At 59.5% G+C, this 15,271-nt stretch carries 14 protein-coding genes; 6 read left to right on the top strand and 8 right to left on the bottom strand.

Annotated features, from left to right (window positions below):
* Positions 1-6: 6 nt before the first annotated feature.
* The 4 genes from trmFO to VJV58_RS04900 form a co-directional block, all read right to left on the bottom strand.
* The gene (gene trmFO, locus VJV58_RS04915) at positions 7-1,440 is read right to left on the bottom strand and encodes a methylenetetrahydrofolate--tRNA-(uracil(54)-C(5))-methyltransferase (FADH(2)-oxidizing) TrmFO (RefSeq protein WP_324136218.1); all 1,434 of its coding nucleotides are present in this window, start codon (positions 1,438-1,440) and stop codon (positions 7-9) included.
* 84 nt (positions 1,441-1,524) lie between these two features.
* On the bottom strand, positions 1,525-1,677 hold the full coding sequence (locus tag VJV58_RS04910) for a DUF1127 domain-containing protein (RefSeq protein ID WP_016846063.1): 153 nt from the start codon (positions 1,675-1,677) through the stop codon (positions 1,525-1,527).
* Between the two features lie 308 nt (positions 1,678-1,985).
* Positions 1,986-2,768 (bottom strand): lytic murein transglycosylase, encoded by a 783-nt coding sequence (locus VJV58_RS04905; protein ID WP_324136219.1) that lies wholly within the window; start codon positions 2,766-2,768, stop codon positions 1,986-1,988.
* 250 nt (positions 2,769-3,018) lie between these two features.
* Positions 3,019-3,930 (bottom strand): DUF2189 domain-containing protein, encoded by a 912-nt coding sequence (locus VJV58_RS04900; protein WP_324136217.1) that lies wholly within the window; start codon positions 3,928-3,930, stop codon positions 3,019-3,021.
* Positions 3,931-4,285: 355 nt separating this feature from the next.
* Between VJV58_RS04900 and VJV58_RS04895 the strand changes: the two genes are divergently transcribed.
* Positions 4,286-5,077, top strand: a complete 792-nt coding sequence (locus VJV58_RS04895) for a fumarylacetoacetate hydrolase family protein (RefSeq protein ID WP_324136216.1) — start codon at positions 4,286-4,288, stop codon at positions 5,075-5,077.
* Between the two features lie 37 nt (positions 5,078-5,114).
* Here the strand turns inward: VJV58_RS04895 and VJV58_RS04890 are convergent, their stop codons facing one another.
* Together VJV58_RS04890 and VJV58_RS04885 are read right to left on the bottom strand one after the other, a co-directional pair.
* Positions 5,115-5,393: a GNAT family N-acetyltransferase gene (locus VJV58_RS04890; RefSeq protein ID WP_324136215.1), complete on the bottom strand. Its 279-nt coding sequence runs from the start codon at positions 5,391-5,393 to the stop codon at positions 5,115-5,117.
* A gap of 9 nt (positions 5,394-5,402) precedes the next feature.
* Positions 5,403-5,678 (bottom strand): GNAT family N-acetyltransferase, encoded by a 276-nt coding sequence (locus tag VJV58_RS04885; RefSeq protein WP_324136214.1) that lies wholly within the window; start codon positions 5,676-5,678, stop codon positions 5,403-5,405.
* A 131-nt stretch (positions 5,679-5,809) separates the two neighbouring features.
* On the opposite strand from VJV58_RS04885, the gene VJV58_RS04880 reads away from it, so the two are divergent.
* The 4 genes from VJV58_RS04880 to VJV58_RS04865 all read left to right on the top strand — a co-directional run bounded on the left by VJV58_RS04880 (position 5,810) and on the right by VJV58_RS04865 (position 10,001).
* Positions 5,810-7,453, top strand: a complete 1,644-nt coding sequence (locus VJV58_RS04880; RefSeq protein WP_324136213.1) for an acyl-CoA synthetase — start codon at positions 5,810-5,812, stop codon at positions 7,451-7,453.
* Position 7,454: 1 nt separating this feature from the next.
* A complete protein-coding gene (locus VJV58_RS04875) occupies positions 7,455-8,315 on the top strand; it encodes a PCC domain-containing protein (protein WP_324136212.1) in 861 nt (286 codons plus the stop codon).
* A gap of 98 nt (positions 8,316-8,413) precedes the next feature.
* Entirely contained in the window at positions 8,414-9,178 is a 765-nt protein-coding gene (locus VJV58_RS04870; RefSeq protein WP_324136211.1) for an AAA family ATPase, read from the top strand.
* Between the two features lie 55 nt (positions 9,179-9,233).
* A complete protein-coding gene (locus VJV58_RS04865) occupies positions 9,234-10,001 on the top strand; it encodes an AAA family ATPase (protein ID WP_324136210.1) in 768 nt (255 codons plus the stop codon).
* Positions 10,002-10,071: 70 nt separating this feature from the next.
* Here VJV58_RS04865 and uvrA read toward each other — a convergent pair whose 3' ends face one another.
* Both uvrA and VJV58_RS04855 read right to left on the bottom strand, forming a co-directional pair.
* Positions 10,072-13,050: an excinuclease ABC subunit UvrA gene (uvrA, locus tag VJV58_RS04860; RefSeq protein WP_324136209.1), complete on the bottom strand. Its 2,979-nt coding sequence runs from the start codon at positions 13,048-13,050 to the stop codon at positions 10,072-10,074.
* A 280-nt stretch (positions 13,051-13,330) separates the two neighbouring features.
* Positions 13,331-14,110 carry an outer membrane protein gene (locus VJV58_RS04855; protein ID WP_324136208.1) on the bottom strand — a complete coding sequence of 260 codons (780 nt, stop codon included), beginning with the start codon at positions 14,108-14,110 and terminating at the stop codon, positions 13,331-13,333.
* 432 nt (positions 14,111-14,542) lie between these two features.
* Here VJV58_RS04855 and VJV58_RS04850 point away from each other — a divergent pair, with 432 nt between their 5' ends.
* Complete coding sequence (locus tag VJV58_RS04850) at positions 14,543-15,028, top strand: single-stranded DNA-binding protein (RefSeq protein WP_324136207.1); 486 nt, start codon at positions 14,543-14,545, stop codon at positions 15,026-15,028.
* Positions 15,029-15,271: the final 243 nt, after the last annotated feature.

Below are 15,271 nucleotides of genomic sequence, written 5' to 3'. Positions count from 1 at the left end.
AGCCGCTCATGCCGCCGCAGCGATGTTCAGGTTGTCGGCGATCCACCGATCGAGATCGGCCAAAGCGCGAGCGCTGATGGCTTGCCTCTTTGCAACGGCCTTTTCGCTGCCGGGCAGGCGCGTGCCGTCCGGTTTTCTGGTCGGCGGATTCGCGAGCGGGGGAAACAGTCCGAAGTTGATGTTCATCGGCTGAAATGAGCGTGCACCTGGCTCGATCGTTTCGATGTGGCCGCCGGTAATATGGCCGAGCAGTGATCCCAGCGCCGTCGTCGCCGGCGGCTGCGCTAACGATGCCGAACGTGCGTTGGCTGCGGCATAGAGGCCGGCGATCAAGCCGATACTGGCCGATTCGACATAACCTTCACAGCCGGTCATCTGGCCGGCGAAGCGAAGCCGCGGCTGTGCCCGCAGGCGTAACTGCGGGTCCAGCAGCTTCGGCGAATTCAGGAAAGTATTCCGATGCAGGCCGCCAAGCCGGGCAAATTGTGCATTCTCGAGGCCGGGAATGGTGCGGAAAATGCGCTGTTGTGCGCCGTGTTTCAGTTTCGTCTGAAATCCAACCATGTTGTAGAGCGTGCCAAGCTTGTTGTCCTGACGTAGCTGCACGATGGCGTGAGGCTTCACGGTCGGATCGCGTGGATTGGTGAGGCCGACCGGTTTCATAGGTCCATGACGCAACGTCTCATGACCGCGCTCGCACATCACTTCGATCGGCAGGCAGCCATCAAAATAGGGTGTGTTCGTTTCCCATTCCTTGAAGTCGGTCTTCTCGCCTGAGATCAGCGCGTCGACAAACGCGGCATATTGTTCTCTGGTCAGGGGACAATTGATGTAGTCGGCGCCGGTGCCGCCTGGACCCAGCTTGTCATACCGGGATTGAAACCAGGCAATCGACATATCGATTGAGTCCCGATGCACGATCGGAGCGATCGCATCGAAGAAGGCAAGCGCGCTCTCGTCGGTCAGATGCCGGATCGCTTCGGCCAGGGATGCGGACGTCAAAGGACCGGTCGCGACGATGACATTGCGCCAGTCATCGGGCGGCACGCCATCGATCTCGGCGCGACGGATTTCTATCAACGGATGATCATTTAGCGCCTTGGTGACGGCAGCCGAGAAGCCATCGCGATCAACGGCCAATGCTCCGCCGGCAGGAACCTGGTTGGTGTCGGCGGCGCGCATGATCAACGAACCCAGCCGGCGCATTTCGGCGTGGAGCAGCCCGACCGCATTATTAGCGGCGTCATCGGAGCGAAATGAATTTGAACAGACGAGTTCTGCGAGGCCGTCGGTACGGTGCGCCTCGGTCATTCTGCCAGGACGCATCTCGTGCACCACGACGGGGACACCGGACCGGGCAACCTGCCAGGCGGCTTCTGAGCCGGCCAAGCCGGCCCCGATGACGTGGACAATTTCAGAAGACGATTTGCTACTTGTCATGAGCGCAGAGGTAGCGCGTAGACGCAGAGACGACAACGCCCGCAGCGAGGCGGGCGTAATCGTTCACAAGATCGGCGATAAAGATCAGCCGTTGTAGGTTCCAGCTGCCACGCGCGGGATGTCCGAGCGATCAAGGCCGATATCGGCCAGTTCACGATCGCTAAGCTGGGACAGTTCGCTGACGTTGCGCTGATAATCCCGGAACGCCTGGATCATGCGGATGAGCGAGAGCAACATGGTAGTCTCCTTGTATCGGCGATTCAGCTCTAGAGATTGAGCCGTCGTTGAAGCGAATATAGACGCCCGTTCCCCGGTCCGGAACATCGAATGTTGCGGTGCAGCTAATCATCAAACGCATGACCGAGGTAGGAAACCATTAAGGTTCCAGTTTGGTCGCCTACGCAATCTCTCTTTACGCAGGATAAAGACAAGGATACTGCGTCAAATCGCCCATTTTTTGGAGGCATTTGAATCCGTCATATGCGCATTTTGCATGCATCTAGTAATGAATTGTAATTCATGAAAGGTGGCGAAAATGGAGGCAATCAGGGCGCGTGGGCGAGTTGGTTCGCAAAGTACGCAATTGTCTTGGCGTAGACCTCACTTTTGTTCCACCGCTGAATTACGCCGAAGTTGGGAGTTCCGGGCTCCCAACCTTTGCCGCGCTCCCAGCCGTGACTGGCAAGGTAGTTTGCGGTTGATGCCAGGACATCCGGCGCGCTGTGCAGGAGATCACGGCGGCCGTTCCCATCGAAATCGACTGCGAATTTGAGATAGGACGACGGCATGAATTGTGTTTGGCCAATCTCGCCCGCCCATGCCCCCCGCATTTCGGACGGCGACAGGTCACCGCGCGCTACGATCCGCAAGGCGTCCATCAACTCGGCGCGGAAAGTCTCCCCCCGCCGGCAATCATAGGCCAGCGTCGCCAGCGAACGGATGGTCGAGAACTTGCCCGTGTTGGCGCCAAAATCCGTCTCCAGTCCCCAGATCGCAACCAGTACCTCGCCCGGCACCCCATAGGTCTGTTCAATACGTGCGAGTACAGATCCGTACTGTTTCATCAGATTGGTGCCGCGCGCGAGGCGGGGGGGAACCATCCGGCCGGAGAATTCCTCGAAAGTCTGATTGAACACCCGCTGCGACCGGTCTCTTGAGAGCACCGCTTGATCCAAGGTTACGCCGGTGAGGCCGGATGCAATCGCTGTTTGTGAAACGCCCTTCTCTGCGGCCTCAGTCTTGAAATCCTCCAGCCAGGCCGGGAAGCTTCCGCTGCCGCAAGAAGCCGCGACAGCGGCACCTGCCGGTATCGTCAGGACGGCACACATCACAGCGGCTGTGAACAAAGTAGTTGATTTGGAGACCATCAGCTCCGAACTCCAATTCGCGTTGTCTGTGAGATCGGGCGGCGAAATGTCCGGGCGAACCGCGGCCAAAACATGGCCCATCCGGAAGCGCTGCTGCGTGCGAGCGTGACAATTGCGCAGATGCATTTTCCAGATGTGATTGAGGGCGGACTCACAGCCGAACGGCCGGTCGAAGTTCGACCGGCCGTGTGCTCACTTCGGCTCACGCCGCTTATGAACGATTCCTGCGCCACCACGGAAGGATCGCGACTGGGAAATCCGCAGCTGATCGCCGCTCGCGGTGTGGGCGGGGAGCGACCGGCCGCGCATTGGGATCCGGCGCGACCACCTTGCGATAGAGGTGCCAAGTGGCGTGGCCGAGCAGCGGGATCACTACGGCCAGCCCGAGAAACAGAGGCAAGGATCCTAGGACGAGCAGCACCGCCACGATAAATCCCCAGGCGGCCATTGGAATGGCATTCCGCGCCACTACCCGCAGAGACGTCACGATCGCATCCACGGTGCCGGCGTGACGGTCCAGCATCAGCGGGAACGACACGACACTGATGCAGAGCGCCACAAGCGCGAACAGAAAGCCGACGCTGCAGCCAACCACGATTAGCCACCACCCCTGGGGGGTCGTTAGCACGCGCTCGAGAAAATCAGGAATGTCGGCGGCCGCGGTGTAGCCGAACGCCGCGACGTAAATCGCCTGCGCGGTTGCCACCCAAACCACGAACAGCGCCAGAAGCAGAGTGCCGAGCCCGAGCATGGCCCCGAACGATGGCGAGCGCAGCACGTCGAGGGCATCCGCGGCGGATGCCGGTTCGCCGGCTTCGCGGCGGCGGCTCAATTCATACAGGCCGAGCGCCGCGAAAGGGCCAAGTAAGGCGAAGCCAGCAGCAAGCGGAAACAACAGCGGCAATACCGAATAGCCAAGCACCGTGCGTGCGAGCACCAGGCCAAGCACCGGGTAGATCACGCACAGAATGATAGCGTGGCTCGGGACCGCCTTAAAATCTTCCCACCCCAGCCGCAGCGCATCCTGCAAATCGTGAAGGCCGATGTGTCGAATGATCGGACCGGCCCCGCTCTCCGGCGCAGGCCGAGCCGTTGGTGCAACATTGCCGCGATATGATGCCATTTCGTTACCTCCTTGCAGCCGTCGCGGCCGGCTTTGCGCAGCTCAAAAGCGGCGCAAGAGACCGCGATGGAAATGACCGCGATCAAGCCAGACGCGAAGACAGGGACGAAACTGGCCTTGTCGCGAACTGATGCCTCGAGCGTACGCCCATTCACCAGCGCCGTCGCTCACGCTTAGGTGAATGGTCGCATTGGCAGGCCAGAAGGCGCGGACTACAGTTAACGACGCCCGCCGGCTTTGTAGGGCAGGAGCAAAAGGGGGCATTGATCCTCCACCGAGAGTGCACGACTGCCTTGCCCACGATCGATCTGACCGCTAGAGCGATCACGTAAGGCTGACAGGACAGGACACCGTCATGAATACCATCGATCGCAGGAGTGTGTTGGCAACTGGCGCGCTGGCGCTGGCTGGTGCTGCGAGCCGTAGCGACCGAGCCGAGGCGGAGGGCGCCGCAAAGCCAATCTTCTCGGTGCCGGCAATCACGATCCCGATTGCGGGAGAAGAGGGCGTCTTCCCCGTGCGCCGCATCTATTGCATCGGACGGAATTATGCCGCGCACGCCATCGAGCGCGGTTCAGACCCTACTCGCGAGCAGCCGTTCTTTTTCCAGAAGCCGACGGATGCGATTCAATATGTTGCGCTCGGATCCGTGGCTGAGCACCCGTACCCGTCACTCACCAAAAACTATCACCATGAGGTCGAGCTCGTGGCCGCGTTGAAATCGGGCGGCATCAACATTTCTCCCGAACACGCGCTCGAGCACGTCTATGGGTATACCGTTGGCCTCGACATGACTCGACGCGATTTGCAGAACGGCATGGCGGCCGAAAAGAAGCCATGGGAGATCGGGAAGAGTTTTGATCATGCCGCTGTGCTCGGTCCGATTCATCCCGCAGCGAAAACCGGCCATCTTGCGAAGGGCGCAATCTCGCTCGCGGTCAACGGCGCGGTGCGGCAGAATTCGGATCTCGACAAGATGATCTGGAGCGTGGCCGAGCAGATTGCAAAATTGTCCGAAGCGTTCGAACTCAAGGCCGGGGACATCATCTATTCGGGAACGCCGGAGAATGTCGGGCCGGTGGTGAAGGGTGACGTGCTGTTGTGCAAAATCGAGGGACTTCCCGACATGTCGATTCGGATTACCTGATAAGCATTCGTAGATTCACATCAACCCGCGTGAAGTTTCAGGCCATGAGGTCTGCGAATTCCGGGTGCTTGGACAAATAGTCGGCGACAAATCCGCAGCCCGCTACAACCTTCAGTCCGTCAGCGCGGATCATCTGCAGCGCGCCGTCGACCAGTTCGGAGGCAATACCTCGGCCGCGCAGGGCGCGCGGGGTCTCGGTATGCGTGATGATCACGGTCGATGGCGTGCGGCGATAATTCGCGAACGCTACCCCACCGTCGATATCCAATTCAAATCGAGAGAGAGCCTTATTGTCGCGGATGCTGCGTATGGCCATGCGGGTCAACTATCTCTGCATCAGGTCAGCGTATTCGGGATGTTTGCCGATATAGCCCTTCACGAACTCACAGTTGGCAATCACTTTCAATCCGTCGGCCCTGACCTGGTCGAGCGCGCCTTTTACGAGCTTGGAGCCGATGCCCTTGCCGCTGAGTTCCGGCGGCACTTCGGTATGATCGAAAGTGATAATGCCGTCGGCGACGTCATAGTAAATTGCAGCGATGTGGCCGTCGGCAGCAAGTTCGTAGCGGTGCTTCATTCTGTTATTGACGACCTCGGTCATCCGCCTTGTTCCCGCTGGTTAAATTCTTTGGGCGTTAGCTGACACTTCTGCGGCTCTCGCCTTTATAAACCCGAAACGCTTGATCCGGTTCATGTTAGAACGTCTGGGACGAGAACTAGGATGATAATACGGTGAGCGAAAAACTTGCGAGTCCGGAGCCAACGGGCGGCGTCACGCGAATGTCACGCCGGGTCATGAACCTAGCCCATCTCGTCAACCAGAATGCCCGCCGCCACCGTGATCGCGTGGGTTTTATTTACGGCGATCGGTCCTGGACCTGGCGCGAAATACATGACCACGTCTCCGCGCTCGCGGCAGCGCTTGCCTCGCGTGGGATCGTCAAGGGCGACCGTATTCTGGTCCATTCCAAGAATTGCGACGAGATGTTCTGGTCGATGTTCGCCGCCTTCCGGCTCGGCGCGGTCTGGGTCCCGACCAATTTCAGGTTGATGCCGGACGAGGTGGCTTATCTTGCTGGCGCGTCCGGCGCCAAGGCGTTCCTTTGCCACGGCGATTTTCCCGAGCACGCAGCAGGTGTACAGGCTTCAAGCGCTGCGCTCGCGTTCGTCTGGCGGATAGGCGAGGGCACCTTCGGTGAGAATTCGGTCACTGAAGTCATAGCAGCTCACGCAGGCGCGGTCGTCGAGGAGACGCGTGTCGAATATGACGATCCCTGTTGGTTCTTCTTCACCTCGGGCACGACCGGGCGATCCAAGGCAGCCGTGCTGACTCATGGCCAGATGGCGTTCGTCATCACCAACCACCTCGCCGACCTCATGCCCGGCACCAACGAGAACGATGCATCGCTGGTCGTCGCACCACTGTCGCATGGCGCCGGCGTTCACCAACTCGTACAAACCGCGCGCGGCGTGCCGACGATTTTGCTTTCCTCCGAGCGTTTCGATATCGAGGAGGCGTTCCAGTTGATCGAGCGTCACCGCGTCAGCAACATCTTCACCGTTCCAACCATCCTGAAGATGATGGTCGAGCATCCTGCCATAGATCGCTACGACCATTCATCATTGCGATACGTGATATACGCGGGCGCGCCGATGTATCGCGAGGATCAGAAAGCCGCATTGAACAAGCTCGGCAAGGTCCTGGTGCAATATTTTGGGCTGGGCGAGGTCACCGGTAACATCACTGTGTTGCGGCCTGACCTGCACGAGATTGAGGATGGCCCGCATGCGCGGATCGGCACCTGCGGAATCGAGCGCACGGGCATGCAAGTCTCTATCCAGGGTGACGACGGCAGCGAACTGAAACCGTTCGAGACCGGCGAGATCTGCGTGATCGGGCCGGGCGTGTTCGCCGGCTATTACGACAACCCGGAGGCTAACGCGAAAGCGTTCCGCGATGGCTGGTTTCGCACGGGCGATCTTGGCCACATGGATGAGGAAGGTTTTGTGTATATTACGGGCCGCGCATCGGACATGTATATATCCGGCGGCTCCAACATCTATCCGCGCGAGGTAGAGGAGAAAATCCTCACCCATCCGGCCATCCGCGAGGTCGCCGTGCTCGGCGTGCCTGATGCCTTTTGGGGCGAGGTCGGCGTAGCGGTTTGCGTCCCGCGCGAGGGTGCGGAGCCTGTGAGCGAAGCTCAATTGGCGGCCTTCCTCGCGCCAAAAGTCCCTCGATACAAGATGCCGAAACGTTTCTTCTTCTGGGACGCTCTGCCGAAGTCCGGTTACGGCAAGATACCCAAGCGCCTGGTTCGCGATGAGCTGGAAGCGCGCGGATTGCTGGACCTTTCTCAAAAGCAAACTGGCTGAGATGCGCCACATCGTTCAGCCCGGCCCGCCCGCGTCCGAACGCATCCAGTGGGTGGAAGCGCGCGGCCGAGCGTTCTCCTTCACGCTCAAAGCAGGCTTGCCGCTGCTGGAAGCAGCTCGCCTTGGCTTTGCCGCTCAGGGATTCGTTGGCGGGACGTTGAACATGCGCAGCGGCGCGCTCGGGCCATTCGCCTACGTGATGCCGGCTTTGTCCACGACCGGCGAGAACGCCGCCTTCTATAGCGACCCCTTTCGCTCCTCGGGTGTCACGCGGCTGAATGTGGCAGCCATGACCTTGGGTGAACGCGATGGCGCGCCATACTTCCATTGTCATGGTTTGTGGACCGAAGCGGACGGCCGCGCAGGCGGCGGCCACATCCTTCCCGAGGAAACGCTGGTTGCCGAGCCGTTCACGGTAGAAGCCTTTGGCCTTGATGGCGCGATCTTCACAGCCGAGCACGACGGCGAAACCAATTTCAAACTGTTTGGGCCGGTCCCCAGTCCTCCCGGAAGGGCAACGGCAAATGCCCGAGCCTTCGCGCTGCGGCTGCGCCCAAACCAGGATCTTGCCGGTGCGCTCGAGTCTTTCTGCGCTGAGCGCGGGATTGCCAGAGCGAAATTGCGCGGCGGCGTTGGCAGCATCATCGGTGCGCGGTTCGCCGACGGCCGCGCGGTCGAGCCTTTCGCAACTGAAATGGCTGTGAGAGCCGGGGCGATTGCGCGACGCACGGACGGCGCGTTGCGCGCAGAGTTGGATGTAGCCCTGGTCGATTATCTCGGCGGAATCGCCGAAGGCAGACTGTCGCGCGGCGATAATCCGGTCCTGATGACCATGGAGTTGCTGCTGGAAGTGCTGGGATAGCGGTTTGGAAGCAGTAGTTCTACTTATGTTCTAAATTTCGCGGACTGGTATGGTCTAAACCTGCCCGGACCTCCAAGCCAGGTGCATTCGCAAACACCATGAGTAGGCGATATCGAAAGAGCCGGCTGCCGGCACCTTATCTTAAACGAATTTGGGTCGACAGGGAGCGCGTGCCGGATCGCAGTGCCTATCCGTTTTGCTTGCCCTTTCTGCGCGACGGTTTTGACCTCAGTTTCGATCGGTCCATCACCATCATCGCTGGAGAGAACGGCACCGGCAAATCCACCTTGCTCGAAGGTATCGCGGTGCTCGCGGGGTATGACGAAGCGGGTGGTGGCAAGGGCTATATGCCCGTCGATCATACCAACGCGATCGAGGTGATGGGAGGAGCTCTCTCGGAAGCCTTGCGCGCGAGTTGGCTACCAAAGATCACCAACGGCTGGTTCTTTCGAGCGGAGAGCTTCTTTTCGGTTGCGCGTTATCTCGACCAAATGGGCCGGGGCTCCGACTATGGTCCTCCGGATTACCTCTCATATTCACACGGCGAAGGCTTCTTGCGATTTTTTGAGGAGCGCTGCCAAGACCAAGGTATTTACATCTTCGATGAACCGGAATCGGCGCTATCTCCATCTCGTCAAATTGAATTCCTGAAGCTGATGCGCAAGATGGATGCTTCCCAGAATTGCCAGATCATCATGGCAACGCACTCACCCATGCTGATGGCTTATCCCAATGCGCGGCTGCTGCGTCTATCGAAGTATGGACTTGAGCCGGTGACCATCGAACAGACGGATCATTACAGGGTTATGCGCGAATTCTGCGCGGAGCCGGCCAGCTTCATCGAAGCAGCCATAGATGAATAATCAATCCGAGTCGCTGGCTCAGCGGCATCGGGCGCAACACGCTTAGGCCAACTCAATGTCGCGCAGACGAAGCCGAAACATTCGATTACCCGCGCCTTACCTCAGGCGGATATGGCTCGATGCCGAACGGATAACCGACCGCGCCGCTTATCCGTTTTGCCTGCCGTATCTGCGGGACGATTTCGAACTGAGCTTCGATCGATCCATCACCATCATCGCGGGAGAGAATGGGACCGGCAAATCCACCTTGCTGGAGGGCATTGCGGTGTTGGCTGGCTATGACGAAGCGGGTGGGGGCAAGGGCTATATGCCCGTCGATCATTCAAAGGCGATCGAGAAGATGGGAGGCCGGCTCTCACAGGCGCTGCGCGCCGCATGGTTGCCCAAGATCACGAATGGCTGGTTCTTTCGGGCGGAGAGTTTCTTCTCCGTTGCGCGTTATCAGGATGAGGTCAACAAGGAAGATGGAGGAACGCCGCCTGATTATCTCTCCCATTCCCACGGCGAAGGATTCCTGCGGTTTTTTGAAGAGCGCTGCCAAGAGCAGGGTGTCTTTATCTTCGACGAACCGGAATCGGCGCTGTCGCCGGCACGTCAGATCGAGTTCCTGAAGCTGATGAGCCGGATGGATGCGGCTCAAAATTGCCAGATCATCATGGCCACGCACTCGCCGATGCTGATGGCTTATCCCAATGCGCGCCTGCTGCGGCTTTCGAAATCTGGCCTGGAGCCGGTGACCATCGAACAGACGGATCATTACAAGGTCATGCGCGAATTCTGCGCGGATCCCGCGGGGTTCGTGCAAGCGGCAATGGAGCAATAGCGCGCGGGCAGTTACTTGAGCGGGCTAACGCGGCGCGCGCCTTGGAGAAATCCGGGAGCGTCGTCCCAGCCTACTCCGCCGCCTCGCTTGCGCCGCCTTTCCGCGATTTGCCTATCTTCGCCAATACTGGCGCCAGGAATTTGCCCGTATAACTCCTGGGCGCCTTGACGATGTCCTCGGGCGGACCCCAGGCGACGATCTCGCCGCCGCCGTCGCCGCCTTCGGGACCGAGATCGATTACCCAGTCCGCGGTCTTGATGACTTCGAGGTTATGTTCGATCACCACCACGGTGTTCCCCTGCGACACGAGCTCGTGCAGCACTTCCAGCAGCTTCTTCACATCGTGAAAATGCAGACCCGTGGTCGGCTCGTCCAGGATATACAGCGTGCGGCCAGTGGCGCGTTTCGACAGTTCCTTTGCCAGCTTGACCCGCTGGGCCTCGCCGCCCGATAGCGTCGTGGCCTGCTGGCCGACGTGAATATAGTCGAGGCCGACGCGGTGCAGTGTCTTGAAAGTCTCGCGGACGCGCGGGACCGCCTTAAAGAATTCGGCGGCTTCTTCCACCGTCATGTCCAGCACGTCGGCGATCGATTTACCCTTGAACAATACCTCCAGCGTCTCGCGATTGTAGCGCTTGCCCTTGCAGACATCGCAGGTGACATAAACGTCGGGCAGGAAGTGCATCTCGATCTTGATAACGCCGTCACCCTGGCAAGCCTCGCAGCGGCCGCCCTTGACGTTGAAGGAGAACCGTCCGGGCTCGTAGCCGCGCGCCTTTGCCTCGGGCAACCCGGCAAACCATTCGCGGATGGGCGTGAATGCGCCGGTATAGGTCGCCGGGTTGGAGCGTGGAGTTCGGCCGATCGGCGACTGGTCGATGTCGATGATCTTGTCGATATGCTCCAAACCTTCGATGCGGTCGTGCGGCGCGGCGCCCTCGCTGGCGTTGTTGAGCTTGCGCGCGATCGCCCGGTAGAGCGTGTCGATCAGCAGCGTCGATTTGCCGCCGCCGGAAACGCCGGTCACGCAGGTGAAAAGGCCCAGCGGAATTTCCGCTGACACATTCTTCAGATTATTGCCGCGCGCGTTGACCACCTTAATCGTGCGGCGATGATTCGGCGGTCTACGCTCAGGGATCTCGACGGATAGTTCGCCTGTGAGATATTTTCCGGTCAACGACCCCGGATTGTTCATGATGTCGGCGGGCGTGCCTTGCGCGACGATATGGCCGCCATGCATGCCGGCACCCGGGCCGATGTCCAGCACATGATCGGCAAGCCGAATCGCATCCTCGTCGTGCTCGACCACGATCACGGTGTTGCCGAGGTCGCGCAACCGCTTCAACGTTTCCAACAACCGCGCATTGTCGCGCTGGTGCAGCCCGATCGAGGGCTCATCAAGCACATACAGTACACCGGTCAAGCCGGAGCCGATCTGTGACGCCAGCCGGATACGCTGGCTCTCGCCGCCAGATAGGGTGCCGGAGGCGCGCGCCAGGGTCAGGTAGTTCAGGCCAACGTCGAGCAGGAAGGACAATCGCTCGCGTATTTCCTTCAATACGCGCGCTGCAATTTCGTTTTGTTGTGCGTTGAGAGCTTTCGGCACAGTCTCGAACCACTCGCCCGCGCGGCGCACCGACAATTCCGAGATCTCGCCGATGTGCTTGTCGGCGATCTTGACGCACAGCGCTTCCGGCTTGAGCCGATAGCCTTGGCAGGCTTCGCAAGGAATGTCGGAGAAGTATTTGGCCAGTTCCTCGCGGGCCCATTCGCTCTCGGTCTCACGATAGCGGCGATCGATGTTGGTGATGACGCCCTCAAACGGCTTCCTTGTGTCGTAGGAGCGCACGCCGTCTTCATAGGAGAACTTGATCTCGTCCTCGCCGGAGCCGTGTAGAATCGCGTTCTGCGTCTTTTTCGGCAGGTCCTTCCACTTGGTATCAAGCGTGAACTTGTAGAACTTGCCAAGCGCGGTGAGCGTCTGGATGTAATAGGGAGAGGATGATTTGGCCCAGGGGGCGATCGCACCCCTTCGCAGTGTCAGCTCCTTGTCGGGAATCACCAACTCTTCATCGACATGCTGCTCGATGCCGAGCCCGCCACAGGCAGGGCAAGCGCCATACGGATTATTGAACGAGAACAGCCGTGGTTCGATTTCCGGAATGGTGAAGCCGGATACGGGACAAGCGAATTTCTCTGAAAACAGAATCCGTTCAGGTCCACTCTTATCGTGGATTTTTGCCGTCTTCTTATCCGGCTTTTTGTCATCAGATGCGGAGGCGGGTGGATCAGCGTATTCGATGACGGCCAAGCCCTCCGCCAGCTTCAACGCGGTCTCGAAACTCTCGGCCAGTCGCTGGCCGATATCTCGCCGGACGACGATTCGGTCCACAACCACGTCGATATCGTGAGGGAATTTCTTATCGAGAACCGGCGCTTCCGCCAGCTCGTAAAAAGTCCCATCGATCTTGACCCGCTGGAATCCCTTCTTGAGATATTCAGCAAGCTCCTTGCGGTACTCGCCTTTGCGGCCGCGCACGGCCGGTGCCAGCAGATAGAGCCGGGTGCCCTCGGGCAATGCCAGCACCCGATCGACCATCTGCGAGACGATCTGGCTCTCGATCGGCAATCCCGTTGCGGGCGAATAGGGAACGCCGACCCGCGCCCATAACAGCCGCATGTAATCGTATATTTCGGTAACGGTGCCGACGGTCGAGCGCGGATTCTTCGAAGTTGTCTTTTGCTCGATGGAGATCGCCGGTGACAATCCATCGATCTGGTCGACATCCGGCTTCTGCATCATTTCAAGGAATTGGCGCGCGTATGCCGACAACGATTCGACGTAGCGGCGCTGTCCCTCGGCGTAGATGGTATCGAACGCCAGCGACGATTTGCCCGAACCGGATAGCCCGGTGAAAACCACGAGCTTGTCGCGTGGGATTTCCAGATCGATGTTCTTGAGGTTGTGCTCACGCGCGCCGCGAATCGTTATCGCGCGCGTGCCGGAACCCACACTCGATTGGCGCTTCGCCCTGATCACTTCATCCATGTCGCGATTTCCGGGCACGTGACCGCGCCGTGTTTGACGCACATCTTCCGGAACAACCGGGGTCGGACGCCATCGGATAAAGTCAGAACGTAGGAAGAACGCCCAGGGATTTCCAGTGCTTGCTGCATGCCATCAACTGTTTTGCGAAGGTGGTTGCGAGTAAGCGCAATCTGATTGCGGAGCCAAGGATCTTCCATGCGCGGCCTGAGATACCAGAAGCGCAAAGAAAAAGGCCGGCACAAGGCCGGCCTTTCGAAATTGAAGATCAGTTCGGGTGCGATCAGTACTTCGCGACCACCGGACCGCCCCAGCGGTAGTTCACGCGAACAGTGGCCAGATCGACGTCCTGACGGATGCGATCGGTTCCTGTGAACGAACCGGCCGGAATACCGAACGTGCCAGTGGCCGAGAAGTTGACGTCGCGGTCCCCCATGAACAAGTGGTCGTACTCAAAACCGACCGACCAGTTCGGAGCGAAGCCGAACTCGACGCCGGCACCGACGGCCGCGCCCCAGCGGGTTTCGTTAGCTCTGGCGAATTCCACACCGGTCGGAATGTCGAAGTTCCGGTAATGGTCGCTCGTGACCGCGGCACCGCCCTTGACGTACAGCAGGGCGTTATTCCAGGCCCAACCAATCTGGCCGGTGAACAGGCCAAACGCATCAATCCTGGATTCATTTCGGGTCAGCGGATCGAAAAGGCTCGTGTTGGAACCTTTGAGGTCAGCCCAGTTGCCCTGAGCTTCCAAACCGAAGACCCAAGAGCTGGCCTGCCAGCGGTAACCGATCTGACCACCGACCGTGCCCCCGGTCGCGTCATGACAGCCCTCGGCAACTGAAGGCGAAACAACAGCCCCGAAATTATTCCGGATGTCCCAGCACTTGTGGCTCCAGCCGCCACCGCCGTTTAGACCGATGTAGAAGCCGCTCCAGTCGTAGATCGCAGCGACCATCGGGGGCGGTGCCTTGGTGTAGGGGCGGGCCGCAAGATCAGCCGCAGAAGCAGGCGCGGCGAAACCCAACGCGACGAGAGCAACCGTACCAAGCAAAATTTTCTTCATCGTAGTTCTTCCTTCCGGGAAGTGTTTCAATCGGACGTGACCCGCATGGCCAGCAAATCTGACTGCCAATATACCCGCTTCGGCCGGAAAAGCCGTCTCCCAAATGCAACACTCGCCGGGGAAGTGAAGCGGGCTCAACCCGATGATTCGTCGACTGTTTAGGGGAACTCAGGGGAACCCTGACGGGCCTTCAGCCGCGCTTTATTTCAACACCGTTATCTGTCCGCGGACGTATTGTCCGCGTTTGGAACAAAACTGGAACAATCTCCTGTGAGCTGCTATATGTGGATAACCGGGGATCATCGGTCTTGTGGGACTGGCGAACGTATAGGGTCCGGCCGGCGGTCCCCTCGGGGGACATTTTCAACAGGTCGGGCGCTGAATCCGAAGGCTCAGTCGTCAGCCAGGGTAATTGCGAGAGTGGAGAGCGGTATGGCGGGAAGCGTAAACAAGGTGATTCTGGTCGGAAACCTCGGCAAGGATCCCGAGATTCGGCGGACGCAGGACGGGCGGCCGATTGCGAATCTCAGAGTGGCGACGTCCGAGACCTGGCGCGACAAGGCGACCGGCGAGCGGAAAGAAAAGACCGAGTGGCACCGTGTGGTGATCTTCAATGAGGGTCTTTGCAAGATTGCCGAGCAATATCTAAAGAAAGGTGCCAAGGTTTACATCGAAGGCCAATTGCAAACTCGCAAATGGACTGACCAGAGCGGCGCCGATAAATACTCGACGGAAGTAGTCCTTCAAGGCTTCAACTCGGCATTGACGATGCTAGACGGCCGCAGTGGTGGTGGCAATTTCGGCTCCGATGATTCCAGCGGCGATTTCGGCTCGGGCGGTCCATCCACGGCCGCGCCTCGACGGGCGGTCGCAGCCGGTGCTCGCAACAGCGATATGGATGACGACATCCCATTCTGAGGGGGCGGCTGAATCAAATCGGACGATGCTGAATGCCGCGCCAGCGATCCCCGTTTGCGGCAATGAGCGCGTTCGCGCTTGGCCTCGTTCAATTCGACCGTCTGGCGCGCCCACCCACCGCGTTGCCGATGTCATGATCTCGTTTCGCAGCATCCCCTCGGCGTGCCCGGCTTTTCACGCTGCTGTGCGGCCGAGTCGCGCATGCCGTACTGTTCGGCCTTAGCCGAATGTATGTGGTCGGGG

Source organism: Bradyrhizobium sp. (assembly GCF_035273305.1).
In the GTDB taxonomy this organism is placed as follows: Bacteria; Pseudomonadota; Alphaproteobacteria; order Rhizobiales; family Xanthobacteraceae; genus Bradyrhizobium.
The sequence above is the reverse complement of the archived record's forward strand: the minus strand, read 5'-3'. Positions and strand labels throughout refer to the sequence as shown.